This is a genomic window from Pseudoalteromonas sp. TP27, from assembly GCF_056470645.1.
Genome location: NZ_JARDAK010000001.1, coordinates 290,946 through 312,181 on the forward strand (window position 1 = coordinate 290,946; position 21,236 = coordinate 312,181).

Consider the following 21,236-nt stretch of genomic DNA (forward strand, 5'->3'; position numbering starts at 1 on the left):
AACATATAGATGGGGATGAACACAGATTCAAACAACCTCAAAATCGCCAACTTTGTTTATAAGGATAAACATCGGGTAGATAGCCATTATGTATTTGTTGCTGGCAGCCTTGCCAAAATGTCGCTAAAAACAAGTTGCTGTGCTCATTATTAAAATAGTTAAACGCAAGTTCGTTAGCACTAAAAAACACCTTAAATTGGCTCGGAAATATATCATTTTCGGCTATATCAAAATACGAGTGACTACTTAGCTCTTCAAGTGCATTTTGGGTTTGTGGCACCTCTCTAAAGTTGCAATCGGTCAGTGGGCAAATTTCGTCATAGTCGTAAAATACCACTCGTCCCCATCGCGTTACGCCAAAATTTTTCATTAGCATGTCGCCCGGAAATATATTAGCGCCGGCTAACTCTTTAATTGCTTTACCGTAATCATGCATCACTCTTTCTAAGGTTTTGTTATCGCATTGGTTAATATATAAATTAAGCGGTGTCATTTTACGCTCAACGTAAACGTGCTTTAAAATAAGTGCCTTGCCCGATATAACCATACTGCTACCAATTTGGTTTTTCATCCGAGCAAGCAGTTCGTCGCTAAAACGACTTAAATCAAACGCTAAATATCTAAATTCGTGCGTATCTACCAAACGACCAACCCTATCGGCTTGTTTTACAAAGTTATATTTTTCTTTCACCTGTGCTTTAGTAGCTGTTTTTGGTGCGCTAAATTTGTCTTTTATTACTTTATATACGTAATCTAGCCCTTCAATAGTAAAGACCAGCATTACCATACCGGGAGTACCTGGCGCTGTAACATATTTAAAGTTGGCTGGACTATTTTTAGTGGTATCAACCTTGTGCCGATAAAACTCAGTTTTGGCGTGCTTTATAAAACCAATCGCGTTAAATAATTCAAAGCGTTGTTTGTGCGGCATTAGCACGCTTAAGTAATCTACATAACGAGCAGGTTGGTCGGTATCAACCATAAAATACGTGCGCGCAAAACCAAATAATAAACTTAATTGATCGGCGCCCATCATTACAGCATCAAGCTTTAGTCCCTCATCGGTATTTAAAATAGCGATAGCAAAAGGCATGTTGTCGCCATTTTTAGCAATGCAGCGCCCAATTAAATAACAGGCTTTGTTTCTAAAAAATAATGAGTTGGCGTATTCAATATACCCGTCGTTTAAATTTATAAGTTCGTACACCTGTTTGCATTGCTGCTTAGCACCTTGCATTAACGTACTTTGTAACGTGGCCACATCGCGTGCTAACTGACTAAATGGCACTCTAAATACTTGATTAGTAATAAGCGTTTTAACGGCGTTATTAAACCCATTTTGTAGCGATATCCTGCTCACTAAGCTTTCATAAGATCGTGGCTCACTACGATACTTTGCTTTTAATACAAACAAATGCACAGTACGAATTTTTTTATCGTCCCAAATTGCGCCAAACGTTGAATTAAAAAAGGTATGCGCGATGGGTTTATTTTCGTGATTTTGTACCATATCGCCGTAAATATTTTTAGCTAACTGCCACGTTTGCGGGCAAGTAAGTTCAGCGTAAGCAATAACTCGCACTGCTTCACTTACATTTTTTACTTCGCGCTCATACACCTGTAAACGCTCACGCATAGCGCTTTGTACATCATGGTATTTTTGTTGTTCAAAACGGCTTTGTGCACCCAATGTAATATTTAAAAATTGCGAAAACATCGCTTCAAATCCAGCAAAAATAGATCGTGCAAGCTTACTGGCTACAACGTGTTGTAGCGCATTATTAGATTGATTTGTTAGCCTGTTTTGCATAAATACAGCACTTATATTGATGCCAGTTATGGCGGTTATTTTTTATTAATTGTTTACACTTTAGCAAGCAGGCTTTAATTTAGATAATTAATAAAGCATATAAATAAAATTTATTGGGCGTATTGACCTTTCGAGGTTAATTTTGCAGCCGTGTATTTGGTTTTTAAGCAAGGCAAAGTACATGTAGTGTGGTGACTCCCCATAAATGTACTTTAACGCTGCATAAAGGCCAAATACACACTGCCCATAGGGTTCTTTTTAGGGACGATTAACTCTTTGTTGCCTACATGGATGTAGGTAAGGGGCGTGAGCAGGACGCGGAAGCTTTGCTCGGTTTTTACTTAGCCCACTAGGTGGCAAACCTCGCGCCGCGATTAAATCGCCCCTAGATTGAACAAATTTCAACCCTGAAAGGCCAACACGCCCATATGAATATAAGAAATGTCGATCTCAACTTGTTAGTGTACTTAAACGTACTCATTGATGAAAAAAGTGTGTCGAAAGCGGCTAACAAGCTCGCGCTTACGCAACCGGCTATGAGTAACGCATTAAAACGTTTGCGCGATTTATTTGACGACCCGCTACTTGTGCGTGCCGCAGGATCTATGACGCCAACGGCAAAGGCACTTTCATTAAAGCCTGAAGTTGAGACCCTATTAAAAATGGCCGAAGCTATTACGCAGCCTAGTGAGCAATTTAACCCTGCAACGGCTGAAGTTACGTTTAGAATAATGGCAAACGACTACATAGAGTCGACCTTAATAGCCCCTTTTATAACTGCGCAGCTTAGTAAAAATCCCGGTATTAATTTTGATGTATTAAGCCCAAGCGACGTAAACCTGCAAGACATGGAAAAAGGCACTATTGATTTAGCAATAAACCGCTTTAATGGCCTACCACGCTCGTTTCATCAAGCCAGTGTATGGCGCGATAATTACTGTTGTTTAACCCATCCTAAAAATACATTTTTACAACAATCAGGGTTAGACGACTACTTACAAAAAGAACATATTTGGGTAAACCGTGCAGGCTGGGGACCAGAGGCCGCAGTTACTAATAAATCAGGTAAGCAAAAATTAGGCTGGGTAGACGAAGCGCTTTGGCAACTAGAACAAACCCGTAAAATACGTGTTTTTACTCGCCACTACATGGTTGCAAGCCTGCTTTGCCAATCAGAGGAACTTATTGCCACCCTACCGCGCAGGCAGGCTAAGTTATTAACTTCTCATACTGATTTAGTAATCAGCCCTGTGCCATTTCAAATAGTGCCTATTGAAGTAAAAATGATATGGAGCCCACTGCTGCACCATGCCCCTGCGCACCAATGGTTAAGACGTGAGTTATTAGCATTTGCTAAAACGATTGCAGATAGGTAATTAAATATGGTTTTTATATATTTACTTAGTTGTTAACATTACAGTTAATCATTAGAATTATTAAATAATTTGAAATTCTGCTTACTGTCGTTAAATCAAACAGCGGCTCTATATAATAAAAACTTACGGACGAATTATTATAAATATTGATTACTCTGCTTATTCACTTAGTGAATTAAACGAAGCACTTGAAAGTATTGACTCACATAAATATCCAGAGAACTACAAACGCCTTAAAGATGAATTAGCTAAACCAAATCGTACTGAGCCAAAAGCTGCGCAACAAATAGTAATAGTTAAAAAGAACACTAAGAAAACAAGTAAAGCGCTCCTGTGTATTGTTTTAGGTTTGTTTATTCTTTTGCGCAGCTATTTTAATTACGAAAGTGGTGTCATTTATAAGAGATACAATGAGCCGGCAGTGGCATCTTTAGAAAGTAACCCGAAAAAGTTTTATTTATTTCTTTTTTTCACAATTGGTGCCGGAGGTTTTATTACGGCATATGGTATTCACGCTTTATTTTCTAAAAAAGAAGACAATGATAAACAAACTTAATAATAAGAATAGCGATACTGCAAATATAATTTTTGCTGTCTTTCAAAAGTCCTATGCTATTGAGGCTAAACTGATAGGTTCGCTTAACTTTCCTCCTTTAGCACGTAATGCTGAAGATATTAAAAAGTCAGAAACAAGCTTTTATGGCTACAGCGAAAATGCATGCTTAGCAGCAGTTATTGAAGTAGATATAAACAACGAGTGTCTAGATATTTGTAGTTTAACCGTTGATCCTAGCTATTTTAAAAAAGGTATCGCAAGTAAGCTAATAAATTATGTTCTAGCAATGGGTGATTTATCTCATGCAATAGTTGAGACTGCAGTTGCTAATACTCCTGCAATAAATTTATATAAAAAGCATGGCTTCGTGGAATTTAAAAGATGGACTCCTTCACATGGTATTGAAAAGCTAGCAATGTCGGTTGTAATTTAAATCAGTATTTCAAATAGGTAATGTACAAATGGATAGTTCATCAATAATTGCGTGGAGTGTTTTGTTTGGCGGCATGGGTATTGGCTACCTTACTTACGGGCGAAGAAAAAAAGCCGTAGTGCCACTTTGTATTGGTTTGTCGTTATTGGTGTTTCCATACTTTATGACCAGTGTAAGTATGCTGCTTATTGTAGGCGCTATTTTAGTGGCAATTCCCTACTTTGTTAAAATTTAACATTACTACTGTTATTGTTACGGCTAAATAAAATACACTCGAAAAATAAAAAAGCGCCATGGTATTCAACTTTGGGAAAATACCGTGGCGCTTTTGGAAATCGTCGATATAGGAATCTACCTACAATGTATTACTAGCAAGCTTAATACCAATTCCATAAATAATTAAAACTCAATAAAAACAACCACCTAAGAATGCTTGTTTATTCCTCAACTCCTCCCTTTGTTCCAGTTTTGTGCACACTTTCACGACTTTGCACCAAATTAATTGGCATTATTTAAGGTTGTTTTCTGCGTTTTATTAGCTATTAAATTTACTATTGATAAAATCAATATCAGTTATTGAAAACAACAATTTCATTAATAATACACTTAGCGCTAGAGTGAAGTTAAGCCAACAAACTAAGAGTAATTATTATGACAACAGCTTCTTTCACACGCCAAGATGGATTATTCATCGATGCTAACTTGCATCAGTTCATTGAAGAGCAGTTATGCACTAAAGCTAACACCACTGAAACTTACCAAGCATTAGCTACTTTAGTGGATGAGTTTGGTTGTAAATGCCGTAAAACAAAACATCAACCAGATGATGTATTAGAAGTTGATACACTATTAAACGCATACCAACTTAAAAACCACCCGCTTTGCCATGTTGATGCGCAAACTACGGAAGCCGTTTTAGACGAATATTGCTGCCAGGTTCCTGCAATTATTGTTGTAGCTTTAATGGATACGCTTAGTGGTACGCAGTGCGATGAACCCCAAGCACATGAGATTTACCATCGTGCAGCGCAGTTAACTAACCGCCCTTGCATGCACAGAGTAAAAACTGCCTCAGCAGCTTAATAATGGATGTATTTAAAAGTGCTCGATAACCTTCTTTGCAAAGCCAGTACAAGTTAAGGTTGTCGAGTTATGAATACTTGAGTTATTTGTGTGCTCTTGTGCTAAATCAAAGGTTACTTCACCGCTTTTAAATGTTTGCTCTAAGGCATTTTCTATGAGTAATGCAGCCTCTTCCCAGCCCATAAATTTAAGCATTAATACTGCACTTAAAATACTGCTACTTGGGTTTGCTTTGTTTTGCCCTGCTATACGCTCAAACGTGCCATGTGTGGGCTCAAAAAATGCGACATCGTTATTTAAATTTGCAGCAGGCATTATACCAACACCACCAACCTGTGCGCTGAGCATATCCGCTAAAAAGTCGCCGTTTTGGTTAGTAGTTACCACTACATCAAATTGCTCTGGGTGCATTAAACATTGCTGCAGCATGTTGTCGGCTATAACTTCTTTAATAATTAAGGGCGCTTGATGTGCTCGCTCTATTTGCAACCAACGGCCATTTTCGTGTGCAGTGGCATTAAACTCATTTTGTGCAAGTGTAAAACCCCAACGTTTAAATGCCCCATCGGTAAATTTAAGTACATTGCCTTTATGTACTAGTGTTAATGATTCACTATTGTTTTTAAGTGCATAGCTAATTGCAAAGCGCATTAGTCGCTCAGAGCCTTCCTTGGATATATTTTTAATACCAATTCCGCACTCTTGTGTAAAACGAAGCCGAGTTACCCCCATTTCCTCACATAAAAAGTCGAGCATTTTTTCACTTTCTACACTACCCGCTTGCCACTCAATACCTGAGTACACGTCTTCGCTGCTATCACGAAGTACTGTTATGTTTGTTAAAAATGGATTTTTTAAAGGAGAAGGGAGCGCACTAAAACCTTTTATGGTGCGCATATTTACGAACAAATCCATTTCTTGCCTGAGGGCTACATTAAGTGATCTAAAACCACCACCCAGTGGTGTGGTTAACGGCCCTTTTATGGCAATTTTACAGGCACGTACCGCGTTAATTGTTTCTTGTGGAAACCAGTCACCGTCATACAGCTTTGCAGCCTGCTCGCCATTATAAACCTGCATCCAATGAATTTTCCGTGCACTTTTATAACAATGATCAATTGCACTATCAACAACATGGCGCATTACCGGCATAACATCTAGACCCACGCCATCGCCATCAATAAAGGCAATGATAGGTTCTAACGGTATTTGCCAGTGTCCTTGTGCATCAATAGTGATATTTTGGCCGTGCTCAGGAACTTGAATATGCTGATACGTCATGGCTAAAACCTAACTTAAAATAACGATTAATTGATTAAACCATGCTTAGCTAGGAGTGTCTGTATTTGTACTTTTATAGTTACTATCATTTTAAAAAATAAAGAATTAGGCGTGATTATTTATCCATTTAGTTGGTCTTGTATATTAGAATTTTCGTACCAGTTATCAATTACAGCGGAGCACTTTAATGAAATTCTTTTTTGTACTGCTACTATCAATAAGCTTTTTTAACGCATTAGCCGTTGAAGTGGTAATACATAACCTTAACTCGCTCTCAAGTAATGCTCAAAAAACAGTGTCTACATGGGTTAATCAAAGTGTTGAAAAAACACAAAATACACTGGGGCCTTTAAAACAAACCACATTGCCTATTTATTTAAAGCCACAATACGTTGCTTTTGAGCCTGTACCTTGGGCTACAGTTAAACGCAATAACCCCGATGGGCTTGAACTACATATAGATCGCTACGCCAGTTTAAAAGCATTCACTAAAGATTGGACGCTATACCATGAACTTTCGCATTTATATTTACCGCTGCTTCCTTACTCTGGCTTTTGGCTAAGTGAAGGTTTTGCCAGTTATATGCAAAACGTAATAATGCGTGACAGCGGTATAATTACCCAGCCGCAGTTTGTACAACGTTTAAATGCAGGATTTGACCGTGCCCGCCTGCAAACCAAAACAAAAACACAACCTCTTAATAAGCTCTCTGCCGATATGTGGAAACAACGCGCCCAACAACGTGTTTATTGGACTGGTGCAGCTTTTTTTGCTCAGGCCGATTTGGAGCTACAAAAACAAGGGTTATCGGTCGCGGGTATAATAAAACAGTATCAAGTATGCTGTAGACCCGCTCGCTCAAATGCTAAAACATTTATAAAAGAGTTAGATAAACTCTCTCGTAGTAGCGTTTTTACAACACTCTATACAAAATATAATACCCGTACTGATTTTCCTGATATTAGTAAAGAGCAGTTAAACACGCTTTAACGGCTGCCCTGTTTTATATAGTTACTATATTCAACAAGCCCTTGCGCATTAAAGTTGGTTGAGTACTCGTTCATAAAACCATGCAAAAAATTGGTTTTATAACACTTAACATCCGCTTTGGTGCTTAAAGCTTTAATAACTTCATCAACATTAAAGTGACTCTCACTTGCTGGGAATATGAACTCACAGGGTACTTTTGCGCTTAAATTTAAATTATGCCTAATTTGCGACGGATAAAAGCCAATTAACTTTTTAAGGTGTGTATTGCCTGTTAATAACTGTGCTCGCCATGCCGCACTTGCTCCCGCGCTAAACGCAATACAGATAGTTGGTACGGTTAGGTCCTCAAAGCATTTTTGAACTTTAGCAGTGTATTCATCATGACCACACTGCTGCATAAAGTTATCGTAACTATTTTGTTCATTTTCAATAGGTTGGTAATTTCCACTGTAGGGGTCTATAATAGTTATATTCGCGCTAATCACTTCTAACAACCCCATTAAAGCAGGGGTTAAACCATAAATATCACTTACTATTAGGTAATTCATACTTATCCTTTGGTAACTAAAAACCGGCTTTGTAAGCGGTTGATAAGATTTATTATAAATATTTTCATAAAAATAGCTTGCACACAATATATATATAAGTTACTTTCCCTCTCTGGTTTAAAGAAACCGCCGCGGTTAACCATTTACCCTGATCCAGTAAGCCCCGCAAAACGTATATTTGAAAGCTAAGTTATTGTACGGCGAGAACCCCTTGAATAATACCGAGATGATTTTTTACTATCATCGCAAAAGTGTCATAAAGATCGTCAACACTGTAATGAAGCTAAACACAACATCGTTTATTTATTGACTGCAATTTGCTATAAAAATATAGCGCAGAATAAATAACAAGAATAAAGTGAGTTTTATTATGTCTTATAAATATAATGGGTCTATGATCCAAATTGCACATCCAGTGCAATCAATTTCAGTAAACAAACATCGTGTAATCTTCAGTGATACACAAGGTTTAAAAAATGCATTGTTTCAAAAAGCGAGTGATGCACGCCAGTTTGTTAAGTGGCTAAAAGCTAACTAAGCAACACATAACTTTAATTGCCTTTTATTATTGCAATTATTGATAAGATATTATGCCAGCCTCGTTGCTGGCATTTTACTTTTTAGCTCTTTATTGGTTACAATAGTTTTACAATAATAATTACTGGCAGCTGTTTTAATGCTCCGTATATTTTTTACTTTCTTACTATTTTTCTGTCTGAGCTCAATAGGCAATGCTAGAACCATAAACTGGCTAGCGCACGACTTTGCACCCTATTATATTTTAAATGGTCAATACCAATATCAAGGCCGTGACGAAAGCATAATTGCACTTCTTGAAAAACAACTCCCCACTATTACATTTAAACGAATGATCATTCCCTCAGGTAAAGTAATTCAAGAGCTTTCGAATAATTCGCATAATGCGTGTGCATTATCGCTTTACAAAAACGATGAGAGAAAAGAGCACATATATTTTACAGAGGAAAGCTCAACAACAGGCCTTTCGCCTTCTATTGCAATGCACAAAAAGCTCGCCAAAGCGCTAAATATAGCGGAATCAAAAGAAGTATCACTATTAGATTTATTACAAGATAAAAAACTAACGCTTGGAGTTTCTATGAGCCGCTCTTATGGGCAAGAGATAGACTCCTTAATAAACAGTACACCCAATATTAATTTAGTAATAAGACCCACCCGCGATAGCTTAGCGAGCCTTACGTATATGCTTAACTTAAAACGGATTGATATTTTACTGGGTTACCCGAGTGAGCATTACTATTTAGCTAAATCAATGCACTTTGATGAAAATTTAACACAGCGTCCATTAACCGAATCTCCCGCGCTCAGTTATGGCTTTATTGGTTGTACTAAAAACGAGCAAGGTGAAAAAGACATCGCGATTTTAAATGAGCAGCTTAAAGTTATTAAAAAAACGCAGGCTTATAATGATTTACTCATGCGCTGGTTGCCCGAGCATTTAAGGCCGTTATTACAGTCACGCATTAATAGCGCAAAATAAGCAAATTCGAAGTCGCTTAATTTGAGTTTCTGTTAAGCAAAAAAAACGCCACAGTAAGTGGCGTTTTTATATTTAATAATGATATTACTGACGAACGCCTTCTATTGATAAAATAATATCAACATGAGTAGATGCAGGTCCTAAGTTGTAATCAATACCGTAATCGGTAAGTTTAAGGCTGGTTTCGCCCTCAAAACCTACGCGGTAACCACCCCATGGATCTTTACCTTCGCCCACTTTATCTATTTCAAAGGTAATAGTGTTAGTTACGCCGTGCAGCGTAAACTCACCGGTTACGTCAGCCTCTTCACCGTCTTCATCAAACTTAATACTTGTACTTTTAAATGTCGCTTTTGGGTATTTATCTACATTTAAAAAATCTTTACCATGTAAGTGCTTATCACGCTCTGCATGGTTAGAGTCAAGGCTAGTGGTATCAATATTTACCATAATTTTTGACGCATCAGGATTTTTAGCATCATAACTAAATGTGCCGTCAAAAGTATTAAAACGACCATATAACCAGCTGTAACCTAAGTGTTTAATTTTAAAGTTAACAGATGCGTGCCCGCCTTTTGTATCAATTACATAATCAGCTGCATGAGCGGCTGTTGCCGATAACATCATTGCTGCAGAGACTGCTGTGCTTACTAATAATTTTTTCATTTTAATCATCCTTTAATGGTTTGATCATTCTAATTAAGGTTTTATCTTTATCGATAAAGTGATGTTTTAACGCCCCTAGTGCATGCAATACTGCAAACCCGATTAATGTGCACGCGCCATAATAATGTACTTTTCCTGCAATATCGGCTTGGTCATCAAAAGCAAAATCAAGCGCTGATACGTTAAATAAAGTAAACACTTCTATTGGACGTCCGTCTGCGGTTGATATTAAATACCCTGCAACAACAATAATGGCCAAAATAATATACATAGCAATATGCGCAGTATGTGCTAATTGGTTCATGCCTTTACTTTCACCTAATGGTTTAGGTTGTGTTGATAAGGCACGCCATAAAATTCTAAATAAAAATACGGCCACAAGCGTAATACCAATGCTTTTATGTAAATCGAGCGAGCCTTTATACCAGCTATCGTAATAAGTAAGCTCAACCATATATAAACCTAAACCAAACAGGCCAAAAATAGTCAGCGCCATGAGCCAATGTAAAATAATGGCGACAAGTCCGTAAGATGAAGGTGTATTTTTAAACATGTGTAACGTCCTATAATGCAATGACGTTACAATATAGTGCAAAGAGGTAAATGAAAATAACATTTACAAACACTTTACGTGCGTATACGCACAGAACTTTGATATTTAAAGTCAGTTTTGCAAATAATACCAATCTGCTTGTATATGGGGTCTATTTAACGTTAAGAAAATTACGCTAGAACTAGGCAGAAATTTTTGTATCTAGTTGTCCTAAATAAAAAATTTTTAACGACGTAATAGTGTAATTTAATTCGTTAAATTGCTCAAATATTCATGCAGGTTGGTATGAGATTAAACAGATAAGTTTATAAGGTGGATTGTTCGCTCAAGCTGACATAAATTAAGCTCTCAGAGCTTACTTGCAAACAGGTTACAAGCCCTTCTTTAATAAGTTCAAGCATAGCGATAAAACTCACGACTACACCACTTCGCCCTTCATTTTGCGTAAAAAGCGCATTAAATACCACAGCAGAGTTTGCTTGCGATAATTGCTGTAATATTTGACTCATACGCTCTCGGGTCGAGAGTACTTCTGCAGTAATTTGATGATGCTCAAACGTTTTTGCGCGCGCCATTACATCACTCAGCGCCAGCATTAAGTCTTTAAGTTCAAGTTCGGGGAGGTTTTGACTTATGTCTTCACTTATTGGCATAGCGGCATGCGCTATAAAAATATCACGACCAACACGAGGGATATCGTCGAGGTTTTCGGCGGCCTTTTTAAATAGCTCATATTCTTGCAGGCGTTTAATAAGCTCAGCACGAGGATCTTCTTCCTCTTCAAGCTCTTCATGTACTGGCAATAATAAGCGCGACTTAATTTGCGCAAGTAACGCAGCCATTACTAAATATTCACCCGCAAGTTCGAGTTGAAACTCGGTCATCATTTCAACGTAACTTACGTACTGCTCTGTAATACTAAAAATAGAAAGCTCGAGCACATCAAGCTTATGCTTTTTAATTAAATACAGCAGTAAATCGAGTGGACCTTCAAACGTTTCTAATATTATTTCGAGCGCATCAGGCGGAATATATAAATCTTCAGGTTTGTCTACAACTGCTTTACCATGCAAAAAAGCCAGTGGCAGCTTTTGCTGCACTGGCTTTTCACTATTTTTTGTATCTGCAGTGCTTTCGCTCACTACTTATTACTCAAACGGGCTTGTATCACCACAGCCAACACGTAAAATTTTAATTTCATCTTCTGATAGATCAATTACTGTGGTTGCTTGCTCGGCTAAATAGCCACCGTGAATAATTAAATCAACGTGTTTGTCTAATCGCTCTAATATTTCATCAGGATCTGATTCTGTAAATTGCTGACCCGGTAAAATTAACGAACATGACATGAGCGGCTCGCCAAGTTCAGCAAGTAACGCGCACGCTATTGGATGCTCAATTACACGCATACCAATCGTTTTTTTCTTGTCGTTTAATAAACGTTTAGGAACTTCTTTTGTGCCTTTAAAAATAAAGGTATAAGGCCCTGGCGTATTATTTTTAATAAGTCTAAATAGCTGGTTATCTACACGTGCATAAGTAGCAAGCTCCGATAAGTCACGACAAACTAGCGTAAAATTATCATTTTTTTCAATACCGCGAATGCGCTCTATGCGCTCTTTGGCTTGCTTATTACCAATGTTACAGCCAATCGCATAGCCCGAGTCGGTTGGGTAAACAACAACGCCGCCCTGCTTAATAATATCAACAGCTTGACTGATCAGTCTTGGTTGCGGGTTATCTGGATGAATGTGAAATAATTGACTCATAATAATGCCCCTTCTTGTCCTTCCCAAGCTTGCCAAACACCTTGGCAGTCTTTAGGTAGGTATAAGTTTTTGCCAAGCTCTAAATAGCTTGTCGGAAAATGAAAATCAGACCCTTGCGAGCATAGTAGTTCGTACTCACGGCTGAGTTCACCTAAAAATTGACGTTCGCTTGGCGCCTGTTGAGGTTGTGCAACTTCCATTGCGTCCCCCCCTACACTTTTAAATTCTACTAATAACTTACGTAGCCACTTGTTTGACATTTGATAGCTACTTGGGTGCGCAAGTACCGCAACACCACCAGCGGCATGAATAGCCTCAATGGCAGTTTGCATAGTGCACCAGCAGCTTGGTACGTAGCCTGTTTTGCCACGCCCTAAGTACTTTTTAAATACACCTGGAAAATTTTTGGCAACGCCCCGCTCTATTAATGCGCGTGCAAAATGTGCACGTGTAATTTGCGCGTCTTTTGCCAGCTCTTTAGCTTGCTCGTATATGCCATCAAAACCATTTTTTGCAAGGCGAACACCAATTTCTAGTGCACGCTCTTCTCGCTTTTGCTGCTGAGCCGATAATAAAGAGGTGAGGTCAATATTATTAATATCAATATTTAAACCTACAATATGAATTTCGAAGCTTTCCCATTTGGTGGACACTTCTGTACCCGTTATTAATGATAGCGGTAAGTTTTCAGCTTCAATAAATTGCTGCGCAGGCTTAATTGCCGCCACAGTGTCATGATCGGTAATAGCAAACACATCAATATTTTTATCAACAGCACGATGCAATAATTCTTCAACCGTTAAACGCCCGTCTGAATGTGTGGTATGGCTATGTAAATCATATTTTATCAAAAGAAAACTGCTTAAAATTAAGGGTTAGTGGTGTTTATGTAAGTATAACAACTTTTTTGACTAAATTGTTTTAAATAAACACTTGACACAAAAGCATAAGATACGTTTTACTGTAGCCACTTTTAGACACATTAAGAATTAACAATAATGATCAATTCAAACTTAAACACTATTTGGTGGTGGCACTCGTAATTATCGGGTGATGAATTGTCGTGTCTAACAAAAATTCAAAACCCGCAACTATGCGGGTTTTTTTATAACTAAATTTTACGAAACGTATACGTTAAAAATATTTAATAAATTTTGAGGCAGAAAAACATGAATAACGGTCTTACTCTTACACATCGTTGGTGGTGGCGCCTGATATAGCGGGACGGTAATGATCTGTTTGTAATTTAGATATCGTTATTCAAACCCCGCATTGCAAAAGCATTGCGGGGTTTAATTTTTTGAGGGAATGAGGTTTGATTTTTAGTCATATAACTACCACACCAGGCGAAGTAACAAGTATTACGCAAGTACGCGACTATATTAGTAGCCCTCTTGCATTATACGCGGCACTTGATAAGCCTAACTCACTACTGCTTGAATCGGCTGAGATTGATTCTAAAGACAGTGTAAAAAGTTTAATTTTAGTCGACTGTGCCCTGCGCATTGTATGCCAAGGTAAAACAGTTACTATTACTGCTCAATCTAATAATGGGCAACAGCTTCTAAGCTACTTGCAGGCAAATGTTAAAAGCTGTGATGCCACTTTAGACGGCGCAACACTTACCCTTTGTTATTTAGACACTAGCGGCGATACTGACGAAGCAAGTAAACTAGTTGCAGATAATGCATTTAGCGCCCTTCGTACTTGTATTAACAGTATTAAAAGCACAACTAACAATCCATTTTCGTTATTTTTAGGCGGTGTATTTGCCTACGATATGGTAGCGAATTTTGAGCAGTTAAGTGACGTGCCAGACGGCGAAAACACCTGCCCTGATTACGTATTTTATTTAGCCGAAACCTTAGTGGTTATTGATCATCAAAAACAAACAACTGAACTTATTGGCAATGTATTTAACGGGCCAGACGTACACGCAAATTGCTTTGAAGTAGGTAAAGAATTAGAGCGATTAAATACACTATGTGATAACGCTGCTGAATTTAGTGCCGACATGCAAAGCGGCGAGTGTGACGTAAGCGTTGATATAAGCGACGAAACGTACTGCGAGCAAGTAGTAAAGCTTAAAAAGAACATTGTAGATGGCGATATTTTTCAGGTAGTGCCGTCGCGTACCTTCTCTTTGCCTTGCCCTGACGCTTTACATGCGTATAGCCAGCTTAAAAAACAAAATCCAAGCCCGTATATGTTTTATATGCGCGATGAAGACTTTGCATTATTTGGCGCATCGCCTGAATCAGCACTTAAATACACAGTGCAATCTCAGCAAGTAGAGGTATACCCAATAGCCGGTACACGTCCGCGTGGCAAATTTGCTAATGGGCAAATAAATCCAGATCTAGACAGCCGTATTGAGCTTGAACTTAGAAACGATCAAAAAGAACGCGCTGAACATTTAATGCTGGTTGATTTAGCCCGTAACGACGTAGCCCGTATTAGTGTTGCAGGTACTCGTTTTGCAAAAGAGCTATTAAAAGTAGACCGCTATTCGCAAGTAATGCATTTAGTGTCACGCGTTGTTGGCACACTAAAACCCGAGCTTGATGCACTGCATGCTTACCAAGCCTGTATGAACATGGGCACGCTTGTTGGCGCACCAAAGGTTCGTGCTGCTGAGCTTGTTCGTCAAACAGAAGGCAAGCGCCGTGGCAGCTATGGCGGCGCAGTAGGTTACTTAACCGGTGATGGCGCAATGGATAGCTGTATTGTTATTCGCTCAGCTTTTGTTAAAAATAACATCGCTTATGTACAAGCCGGCGCAGGTGTAGTGTTTGATTCAGATCCTATTTCTGAAGCAAACGAAACTCGCGCTAAAGCACAAGCGGTTATTACCGCCATAAAATCTACGTATAAGGCGGTATAAAATGAGCAAAGCGAACCCTATTAAAATCTATTTTTTAGATAACTTCGACTCATTTACCTACAACTTAGTTGATGAGCTCACGATGCTTGGCTGCGAACTCGTTGTTTACAGAAATAATATTAGCGCTGAGGTTATTTTTAACAAAATGCGCCAAGAGCAAGGCCAAGTACTATTAGTACTTTCGCCAGGCCCTGGCACACCAAGCGATGCAGGCTGTTTAATGGAGCTTATTGAGCTCTCTAAAGGTCACTTCCCAATGTTAGGCATTTGTTTAGGCCAACAAGCGTTAACACAAAGCTATGGTGGAGTAATCGGTCACGCCGGTGAAACCGTACATGGTAAGTCTTCAATTATTAATTTAGGCGAACATCCTGTATTTGATGGTATGGGCAATACAATGCCTGTAGCACGTTATCATTCATTAATGGCAACAAAAGTGCCTGATAATATTGAGGTTATTGCCCAGTACGTAGATATCCCTATGGCTATTTATCATCATGATGACAACGCGTTAGGTTACCAGTTTCATCCAGAATCAATACTAACACCAAACGGCGCAATGCTACTTCAGCAAAGTGTCGCTTACCTAACACGCGCTAAATAAAAGAGGACATTATGAGTACACAACCAGAACAACCCATAAATGTTCAACACGCGATTGAGCAACTAATTACTGGGCAATCATTAAGCTACGCAGACGCCAAAGCGCTGTTTGATGAAATAATGCAAGGCAACATGAGTGAAATTGAACTAACCGCCCTACTTATAAGCCTTAAAATTAAAGGCGAAGTAAGCGACGAGATTGCAGGCGCTGCAGCCTCAATGCGCGAAAACGCCATTGCTTTTACTACCAGCAGTACGCAACTTGCCGATAGCTGTGGCACTGGTGGCGATGGTTCAAACACAATTAATATAAGTACAACGGCTGCAATTGTTGCCGCTGCTGCCGGTATTAACATGGTAAAACATGGTAATCGCAGTGTATCCAGTAATTCAGGCTCAGCCGATTTACTCAAAGCCCTGGGCATTAATATAGATATGAGCCCAGAGCAAGCAGCAAAATGTCTTGAGCAAACCAATTTTACCTTTTTGTTTGCACCGCACTATCACAGTGGCGTACGCCATGCGATGGGCGTACGAACATCGCTTAAAACACGCACTATTTTCAATATTTTAGGTCCGCTTGCTAACCCGGCTGCACCTGAAGTGCAATTACTCGGCGTCTATAACGAAGCGTTGTGTATGCCAATGGCACAAACACTTAAAACCCTTGGCACAAAGCGCGCTATGATTGTTCACGGCTCGGGCACTGACGAAATAGCCCTACACGGCCCAACAACGGTAGTTGAGCTAAATAATGGCGAGATTACGCAGTACACACTAAACCCTAGCGACTTTGACCTTGCAAACTATTCACTTGAACAACTCGCTGGTGAAGGCCCACAATACAACGCAAATGCTAGCCTCGCTATTTTACAGGGTAAAGGCACTGAAGCTCACAATGCCGCCATTGTGGTTAACGTAGCTGCATTGTTATACCTAACAGGTAAAGCAGAAACGTTAAAAGAAGGTGCGCAACGAGTAAACACATTATTAAGTTCAGGCAAGGCCATGAACACATTAAATGCAATTATTGAGGTAAGTAATGGCTAACGTATTAGACAAAATTGTTGCTGATAAAAAGTTAGAACTCATTGAGCGTAAAACTGCTCGCCCTCTTGAAAGCTTTAAGCATCTTGCTGTGCCGACTAGCCGCAGCTTTTATAAAGCACTTGCAGCGCCAGGTACGCAGTTTATTTTAGAATGTAAAAAAGCATCTCCATCAAAAGGGCTTATTCGTGATCCATTTGATTTAACCGAAATCACCTCGGTTTATAAAAAATACGCCACCTGCATGAGCGTGTTAACTGATGCTAAATATTTTCAAGGCAGCTTTGACTACCTCGAATTTGTGCGCAGCCAAGTAGAACAACCGCTTATCTGTAAAGACTTTTTTATAGACGAGTACCAAGTGTATATGGCACGTATTTATGGTGGTGACGCTATATTACTGATGCTTTCGGTACTCGATGACGAAAGCTATAAAGCACTGCATGCTGTTGCCGATTCACTTAATATGTCGGTGTTAACCGAAGTAAGTAATGAAGAAGAAGTACACCGCGCACTTGCGCTTGATGCACAAATTATTGGTATTAATAACCGCGATTTACGCGATTTAAGCACCGACTTAGCCACTACTGAAAAACTACGAAAGCTTATTCCGGCTGATAAAGTGGTTATTTCGGAATCGGGTATTTACACCTATCAAGACGTAAAACGTTTAGCTCCTCTATGCGATGGCTTTTTAATTGGCAGCTCACTTATGGGCGAGCGTGATTTAGAGCAAGCATGTCGCCGTGTTATTTTAGGCGACAATAAAGTATGTGGTTTAACACGTAGCCAAGATGCACAAGCGGCATATCAAAACGGTGCTGTTTATGGTGGTTTAATTTTTCATCCTAAATCGCCTCGCTATGTCGATTTAGATTGTGCAAGAGAGCTGAGCCAAAGCGCACCACTTAACTTTGTTGGTGTATTTGTAGATGCCCCCATTGAGCAAGTTGCTCAATACGCAAGTGTGCTAAAATTAGCGGCAGTTCAATTACATGGCCAAGAAAGTGACGATTACATTGCTAACTTGCGTACACAGTTACCAACTAATTGCGAAATTTGGAAAGCCCAAGCAATAAAAGATGCATTGCCAACGCCTATAAATGGGGTTGATCGACACCTTTACGATACGCACAGTGATACACAAGCTGGCGGTACTGGTAAAGCATTTGATTGGTCGGTGCTTAGCGGCGCAACTACACCATTTATGCTCGCTGGAGGCTTAAATCCAGACAATATTAAAGATGCGCTTTTTCAAGGTGCCTTAGGCCTTGACTTAAACTCAGGCGTTGAAGAATCTGCGGGTAAAAAGTGCCCTAACAAATTACATAATGCTTTTACAAGCATCAGAAATTATTGAGGTTAAAATGCAAAATCCAGCTTATTTTGGCGAGTTTGGCGGTATGTTTGTACCCGAGTTACTTGTCCCTGCGCTTAAGCAGTTAGAAAACGAATTTAACAAAGCACAAAAAGATCCTGAGTTTCAGGCTGAGCTAAGTAAATTATTAAACGAGTATGCGGGTCGCCCTACACCGCTTACGTTAACGCGTAATTTAGTTAAAAATCCAAAAGTAAAACTGTATCTAAAGCGCGAAGATTTACTACATGGTGGCGCACATAAAACCAACCAAGTACTTGGTCAGGCGCTACTTACTAAGCGTATGGGTAAAAAACAAGTGATTGCTGAAACAGGTGCAGGCCAACACGGCGTTGCAACCGCGCTCGCATGTGCATTACTGGGTTTGAAGTGTCGTATTTATATGGGCGCAAAAGACGTTGAACGCCAGCAACCTAACGTATTTAGAATGAAGCTAATGGGCGCAGAAGTTATTCCGGTAACAGCGGGCTCTGGCACATTAAAAGATGCCGTAAACGAAGCACTGCGTGACTGGTCAGCAAACTACCAAGACGCACATTACCTACTAGGTACAGCTGCGGGTCCTCACCCATTTCCAACAATTGTACGCGAGTATCAAAAAATTATTGGTGAAGAAGCTAAGCAACAAGTACTTAAAGCAGAAGGTCGTTTACCTGACGCTGTTATTGCCTGTGTGGGTGGTGGTTCAAACGCAATTGGTATGTTTACAGACTTTATTGACGAGCCAAGCGTTAAATTAATTGGTGTTGAACCTGCAGGTAAAGGCCTTGATACAAATGAGCACGGTGCAACAATTTGTAAAGGCACAAAAGGCATATTGCACGGTACTTATACGTACATTATGCAAAATGACGACGGCCAAATAGAAGAGTCTTACTCTGTATCAGCGGGTCTTGATTACCCTGCTGTTGGTCCTCAGCATGCATTTTTACACGAAACTGGTCGCGCGCAATACGTGGGTATTACAGATACCGAAGCGCTTGATGCATTCCAATCGCTTGCTAAAAATGAAGGGATTATTCCGGCACTCGAATCAAGCCATGCGTTGGCGTATGCCCTTAAGTATGCGGAAGAGCAAACTGAGGATAGCGTTATAGTGATTAATTTAAGTGGTCGTGGCGATAAAGATTTAGCACACGTTCACAATGTACTAACTGAAAGAGGTCAGCTATGAGCCAAGTAAAAACGGATCGTTACGGTAAAATGTTTGCAGCACTTAACGAGCAAAAACAAGGTGCGTTTGTACCATTTGTAACGATTGGCGACCCAGGTAAAGAGCAAAGCATTGCTATTATTAAAAGCCTAATTGACGGCGGCGCTGATGCACTTGAACTTGGCATTCCTTTCTCAGATCCGATTGCTGATGGTCCTGTAATTCAAAAAGCGAATATTCGCGCACTTGATGTGCACATTAATACGCAAGATTGCTTTGATATTATTAAAGAAATCCGTGAGTATAATGCCGACATTCCAATTGGTTTATTACTGTATTCAAACCTTGTGTTTAAACGCGGTATTGAAGCATTTTACAAAGATGCAAAAGCAGTAGGCGTAGATTCTATTTTAGTAGCTGATGTGCCACTGCATGAATCTAAAATGTTTAGAAAGTCAGCTATGGATAACGGTGTAGACCCAATATTTATAGCAACACCAAATGCGGATGACGACACTCTTCGTCAATGTGCCTCTTATGGTCGTGGTTACACGTATTTACTATCGCGCGCAGGTGTTACCGGTACCGATACTAAAGCACAAATGCCAGCGGGTAATATTGTTACTAAATTAAAAGAATACCATGCAGCCCCTGCTCTTTTAGGGTTTGGTATTTCAACACCAGATGATGTAAAAGCAGCATTGAATGCGGGTGCAGCCGGTGCTATTTCAGGCTCTGCTGTGGTTAAAATTATTGAAGCTAACCTTAATGATTTACCTACAATGACCGCTCAGTTAAAAGCATTTGTAGCTGACATGAAAGCAGCAACATCGCTTTAAGCTAATTATAAACGTCGTGTTTTACACGTATTAAAAAGGGCATTTAAAATGCCCTTTTTGTTTTTTAAACTGTTTTAAATAATTAAGCGTGTTAAAAATCAAACATTTTTAAAAAATTAGTGAGCTTGGTGTTTACCCTCTAAAATCTCTTCAATAAATTTAGCATTAAACGCTTCTAAATCGGCTGGGCTTCGGCTTGTTACTAAGCCTTTATCTACACATACTTCTTGATCAACCCAATTAGCGCCTGCATTAATTAAATCGCTTTTAATACTTGGAAAAGAGGTAATAGTGCGGTCGCGCAATTTATTAATTTCAGCTAACAACCACGGCGCATGGCAAATAGCAGCAACAGGCTTGTTTTTTTCTGCGCCAAAAAAGCTATCTATAAAGGCTTTAGCATCTTTATCTTGGCGTAAGCTGTCTGGGTTAAATAAACCACCAGGAAGCATAAGCGCGTCGTAATCAGCAGGATCCGCGTTTGTGACCAGTTTATCTACTGTTACTTTATCGCCCCACTTGTCTTCATCCCAGCCCGTAATTTGACCTTCTTTAATTGATACTATTTCGATGTTTGCACCAGCATCAAGTAATGCGCTGCGTGGAGATAAAAGCTCACTTTGCTCAAATCCATCAGTGGCTAAAATTGCAATTTTTTTGCCTTGTAAACGTGTGCTTGTTTGTAATGTACTCATTGAGATCTCCTTATTTGATACCAATCTGCACAAATCTTTGAGCAATTTAACG

23 protein-coding genes are annotated in these 21,236 nt (G+C 39.3%); 14 read left to right on the forward strand and 9 right to left on the reverse strand.

Features of this window, described 5'->3' with window-relative positions; translation table 11 throughout:
* Positions 1–37 precede the first annotated feature (37 nt).
* Positions 38–1,810 (reverse strand): bifunctional isocitrate dehydrogenase kinase/phosphatase, encoded by a 1,773-nt coding sequence (aceK, locus tag PX700_RS01290; protein ID WP_479519623.1) that lies wholly within the window; start codon positions 1,808–1,810, stop codon positions 38–40.
* Positions 1,811–2,238: 428 nt separating this feature from the next.
* Between aceK and PX700_RS01295 the strand changes: the two genes are divergently transcribed.
* The 5 genes from PX700_RS01295 to PX700_RS01315 all read left to right on the forward strand — a co-directional run bounded on the left by PX700_RS01295 (position 2,239) and on the right by PX700_RS01315 (position 5,258).
* A complete protein-coding gene (locus tag PX700_RS01295; protein WP_479519624.1) occupies positions 2,239–3,186 on the forward strand; it encodes a LysR family transcriptional regulator in 948 nt (315 codons plus the stop codon).
* A 421-nt stretch (positions 3,187–3,607) separates the two neighbouring features.
* Positions 3,608–3,742 carry a hypothetical protein gene (locus tag PX700_RS01300; protein ID WP_479519625.1) on the forward strand — a complete coding sequence of 45 codons (135 nt, stop codon included), beginning with the start codon at positions 3,608–3,610 and terminating at the stop codon, positions 3,740–3,742.
* Entirely contained in the window at positions 3,726–4,175 is a 450-nt protein-coding gene (locus PX700_RS01305) for a GNAT family N-acetyltransferase (protein WP_479519626.1), read from the forward strand. Before PX700_RS01300 ends, PX700_RS01305 begins: the two co-directional genes overlap by 17 nt.
* A 28-nt stretch (positions 4,176–4,203) precedes the next feature.
* Positions 4,204–4,410 (forward strand): hypothetical protein, encoded by a 207-nt coding sequence (locus PX700_RS01310; protein ID WP_479519627.1) that lies wholly within the window; start codon positions 4,204–4,206, stop codon positions 4,408–4,410.
* A gap of 416 nt (positions 4,411–4,826) precedes the next feature.
* On the forward strand, positions 4,827–5,258 hold the full coding sequence (locus PX700_RS01315; RefSeq protein ID WP_010554222.1) for a hypothetical protein: 432 nt from the start codon (positions 4,827–4,829) through the stop codon (positions 5,256–5,258).
* A 12-nt stretch (positions 5,259–5,270) separates the two neighbouring features.
* Here PX700_RS01315 and icd read toward each other — a convergent pair whose 3' ends face one another.
* On the reverse strand, positions 5,271–6,539 hold the full coding sequence (gene icd, locus PX700_RS01320; protein WP_479519628.1) for an NADP-dependent isocitrate dehydrogenase: 1,269 nt from the start codon (positions 6,537–6,539) through the stop codon (positions 5,271–5,273).
* A gap of 187 nt (positions 6,540–6,726) precedes the next feature.
* Between icd and PX700_RS01325 the strand changes: the two genes are divergently transcribed.
* Positions 6,727–7,530: a M61 family metallopeptidase gene (locus PX700_RS01325; RefSeq protein ID WP_479519629.1), complete on the forward strand. Its 804-nt coding sequence runs from the start codon at positions 6,727–6,729 to the stop codon at positions 7,528–7,530.
* On the opposite strand, the gene PX700_RS01330 is transcribed toward PX700_RS01325, so the two are convergent.
* Positions 7,527–8,078 carry an alpha/beta hydrolase family protein gene (locus PX700_RS01330; RefSeq protein WP_479519630.1) on the reverse strand — a complete coding sequence of 184 codons (552 nt, stop codon included), beginning with the start codon at positions 8,076–8,078 and terminating at the stop codon, positions 7,527–7,529. The genes PX700_RS01325 and PX700_RS01330 overlap by 4 nt on opposite strands.
* 370 nt (positions 8,079–8,448) lie before the next feature.
* On the opposite strand from PX700_RS01330, the gene PX700_RS01335 reads away from it, so the two are divergent.
* Positions 8,449–8,616, forward strand: coding sequence for a hypothetical protein (locus PX700_RS01335; RefSeq protein WP_002961566.1), 168 nt, complete (start codon positions 8,449–8,451; stop codon positions 8,614–8,616).
* Between the two features lie 138 nt (positions 8,617–8,754).
* A complete protein-coding gene (locus PX700_RS01340; RefSeq protein WP_479519631.1) occupies positions 8,755–9,597 on the forward strand; it encodes a TIGR02285 family protein in 843 nt (280 codons plus the stop codon).
* A gap of 84 nt (positions 9,598–9,681) precedes the next feature.
* Here the strand turns inward: PX700_RS01340 and PX700_RS01345 are convergent, their stop codons facing one another.
* The 5 genes from PX700_RS01345 to rnm all read right to left on the reverse strand — a co-directional run bounded on the left by PX700_RS01345 (position 9,682) and on the right by rnm (position 13,436).
* Positions 9,682–10,263 (reverse strand): YceI family protein, encoded by a 582-nt coding sequence (locus PX700_RS01345; RefSeq protein WP_479519632.1) that lies wholly within the window; start codon positions 10,261–10,263, stop codon positions 9,682–9,684.
* A gap of 1 nt (position 10,264) precedes the next feature.
* Positions 10,265–10,816, reverse strand: coding sequence for a cytochrome b (locus PX700_RS01350; protein ID WP_415636323.1), 552 nt, complete (start codon positions 10,814–10,816; stop codon positions 10,265–10,267).
* Between the two features lie 305 nt (positions 10,817–11,121).
* Positions 11,122–11,958, reverse strand: coding sequence for a segregation and condensation protein A (locus tag PX700_RS01355; RefSeq protein ID WP_479519633.1), 837 nt, complete (start codon positions 11,956–11,958; stop codon positions 11,122–11,124).
* A gap of 6 nt (positions 11,959–11,964) precedes the next feature.
* Positions 11,965–12,585 (reverse strand): L-threonylcarbamoyladenylate synthase, encoded by a 621-nt coding sequence (locus tag PX700_RS01360; RefSeq protein WP_166421539.1) that lies wholly within the window; start codon positions 12,583–12,585, stop codon positions 11,965–11,967.
* A complete protein-coding gene (gene rnm / locus PX700_RS01365) occupies positions 12,582–13,436 on the reverse strand; it encodes an RNase RNM (RefSeq protein WP_479519634.1) in 855 nt (284 codons plus the stop codon). The genes PX700_RS01360 and rnm overlap by 4 nt, the downstream gene beginning before the upstream one ends.
* A gap of 464 nt (positions 13,437–13,900) precedes the next feature.
* Between rnm and PX700_RS01370 the strand changes: the two genes are divergently transcribed.
* The 6 genes from PX700_RS01370 to trpA are packed head-to-tail and all read left to right on the forward strand — an operon-like array spanning position 13,901 to position 20,489.
* Entirely contained in the window at positions 13,901–15,469 is a 1,569-nt protein-coding gene (locus PX700_RS01370) for an anthranilate synthase component 1 (RefSeq protein ID WP_479519635.1), read from the forward strand.
* Between the two features lies 1 nt (position 15,470).
* The gene (locus tag PX700_RS01375) at positions 15,471–16,073 is read left to right on the forward strand and encodes an aminodeoxychorismate/anthranilate synthase component II (protein ID WP_479519636.1); all 603 of its coding nucleotides are present in this window, start codon (positions 15,471–15,473) and stop codon (positions 16,071–16,073) included.
* An 11-nt stretch (positions 16,074–16,084) separates the two neighbouring features.
* Positions 16,085–17,122, forward strand: coding sequence for an anthranilate phosphoribosyltransferase (gene trpD / locus PX700_RS01380; protein WP_479519637.1), 1,038 nt, complete (start codon positions 16,085–16,087; stop codon positions 17,120–17,122).
* Positions 17,115–18,479: a bifunctional indole-3-glycerol-phosphate synthase TrpC/phosphoribosylanthranilate isomerase TrpF gene (trpCF, locus tag PX700_RS01385; protein WP_479519638.1), complete on the forward strand. Its 1,365-nt coding sequence runs from the start codon at positions 17,115–17,117 to the stop codon at positions 18,477–18,479. The genes trpD and trpCF overlap by 8 nt, the downstream gene beginning before the upstream one ends.
* Before the next feature lie 7 nt (positions 18,480–18,486).
* Positions 18,487–19,671, forward strand: a complete 1,185-nt coding sequence (gene trpB, locus PX700_RS01390; RefSeq protein WP_415636330.1) for a tryptophan synthase subunit beta — start codon at positions 18,487–18,489, stop codon at positions 19,669–19,671.
* Positions 19,668–20,489: a tryptophan synthase subunit alpha gene (trpA, locus tag PX700_RS01395; RefSeq protein ID WP_024590411.1), complete on the forward strand. Its 822-nt coding sequence runs from the start codon at positions 19,668–19,670 to the stop codon at positions 20,487–20,489. The genes trpB and trpA overlap by 4 nt, the downstream gene beginning before the upstream one ends.
* A 116-nt stretch (positions 20,490–20,605) precedes the next feature.
* On the opposite strand, the gene PX700_RS01400 is transcribed toward trpA, so the two are convergent.
* Complete coding sequence (locus PX700_RS01400) at positions 20,606–21,184, reverse strand: type 1 glutamine amidotransferase domain-containing protein (RefSeq protein ID WP_479519639.1); 579 nt, start codon at positions 21,182–21,184, stop codon at positions 20,606–20,608.
* Positions 21,185–21,236 lie beyond the last annotated feature (52 nt).

What these genes read in the sequence shown, in the direction of transcription:
- PX700_RS01295 (WP_479519624.1), top strand. Translation starts at nt 2,239, where the DNA reads ATGAATATAAGAAATGTCGATCTCAACTTGTTAGTGTACTTAAACGTA.
- PX700_RS01330 (WP_479519630.1), bottom strand. Translation starts at nt 8,078, where the DNA reads ATGAATTACCTAATAGTAAGTGATATTTATGGTTTAACCCCTGCTTTA.
- trpB (WP_415636330.1), top strand. Translation starts at nt 18,487, where the DNA reads ATGCAAAATCCAGCTTATTTTGGCGAGTTTGGCGGTATGTTTGTACCC.
- PX700_RS01350 (WP_415636323.1), bottom strand. Translation starts at nt 10,816, where the DNA reads ATGTTTAAAAATACACCTTCATCTTACGGACTTGTCGCCATTATTTTA.
- icd (WP_479519628.1), bottom strand. Translation starts at nt 6,539, where the DNA reads ATGACGTATCAGCATATTCAAGTTCCTGAGCACGGCCAAAATATCACT.
- PX700_RS01325 (WP_479519629.1), top strand. Translation starts at nt 6,727, where the DNA reads ATGAAATTCTTTTTTGTACTGCTACTATCAATAAGCTTTTTTAACGCA.
- trpA (WP_024590411.1), top strand. Translation starts at nt 19,668, where the DNA reads ATGAGCCAAGTAAAAACGGATCGTTACGGTAAAATGTTTGCAGCACTT.
- PX700_RS01310 (WP_479519627.1), top strand. Translation starts at nt 4,204, where the DNA reads ATGGATAGTTCATCAATAATTGCGTGGAGTGTTTTGTTTGGCGGCATG.
- PX700_RS01375 (WP_479519636.1), top strand. Translation starts at nt 15,471, where the DNA reads ATGAGCAAAGCGAACCCTATTAAAATCTATTTTTTAGATAACTTCGAC.
- PX700_RS01335 (WP_002961566.1), top strand. Translation starts at nt 8,449, where the DNA reads ATGTCTTATAAATATAATGGGTCTATGATCCAAATTGCACATCCAGTG.
- aceK (WP_479519623.1), bottom strand. Translation starts at nt 1,810, where the DNA reads ATGCAAAACAGGCTAACAAATCAATCTAATAATGCGCTACAACACGTT.
- PX700_RS01360 (WP_166421539.1), bottom strand. Translation starts at nt 12,585, where the DNA reads ATGAGTCAATTATTTCACATTCATCCAGATAACCCGCAACCAAGACTG.
- PX700_RS01340 (WP_479519631.1), top strand. Translation starts at nt 8,755, where the DNA reads ATGCTCCGTATATTTTTTACTTTCTTACTATTTTTCTGTCTGAGCTCA.
- PX700_RS01305 (WP_479519626.1), top strand. Translation starts at nt 3,726, where the DNA reads ATGATAAACAAACTTAATAATAAGAATAGCGATACTGCAAATATAATT.
- trpD (WP_479519637.1), top strand. Translation starts at nt 16,085, where the DNA reads ATGAGTACACAACCAGAACAACCCATAAATGTTCAACACGCGATTGAG.
- PX700_RS01315 (WP_010554222.1), top strand. Translation starts at nt 4,827, where the DNA reads ATGACAACAGCTTCTTTCACACGCCAAGATGGATTATTCATCGATGCT.
- trpCF (WP_479519638.1), top strand. Translation starts at nt 17,115, where the DNA reads ATGGCTAACGTATTAGACAAAATTGTTGCTGATAAAAAGTTAGAACTC.
- PX700_RS01345 (WP_479519632.1), bottom strand. Translation starts at nt 10,263, where the DNA reads ATGAAAAAATTATTAGTAAGCACAGCAGTCTCTGCAGCAATGATGTTA.
- PX700_RS01400 (WP_479519639.1), bottom strand. Translation starts at nt 21,184, where the DNA reads ATGAGTACATTACAAACAAGCACACGTTTACAAGGCAAAAAAATTGCA.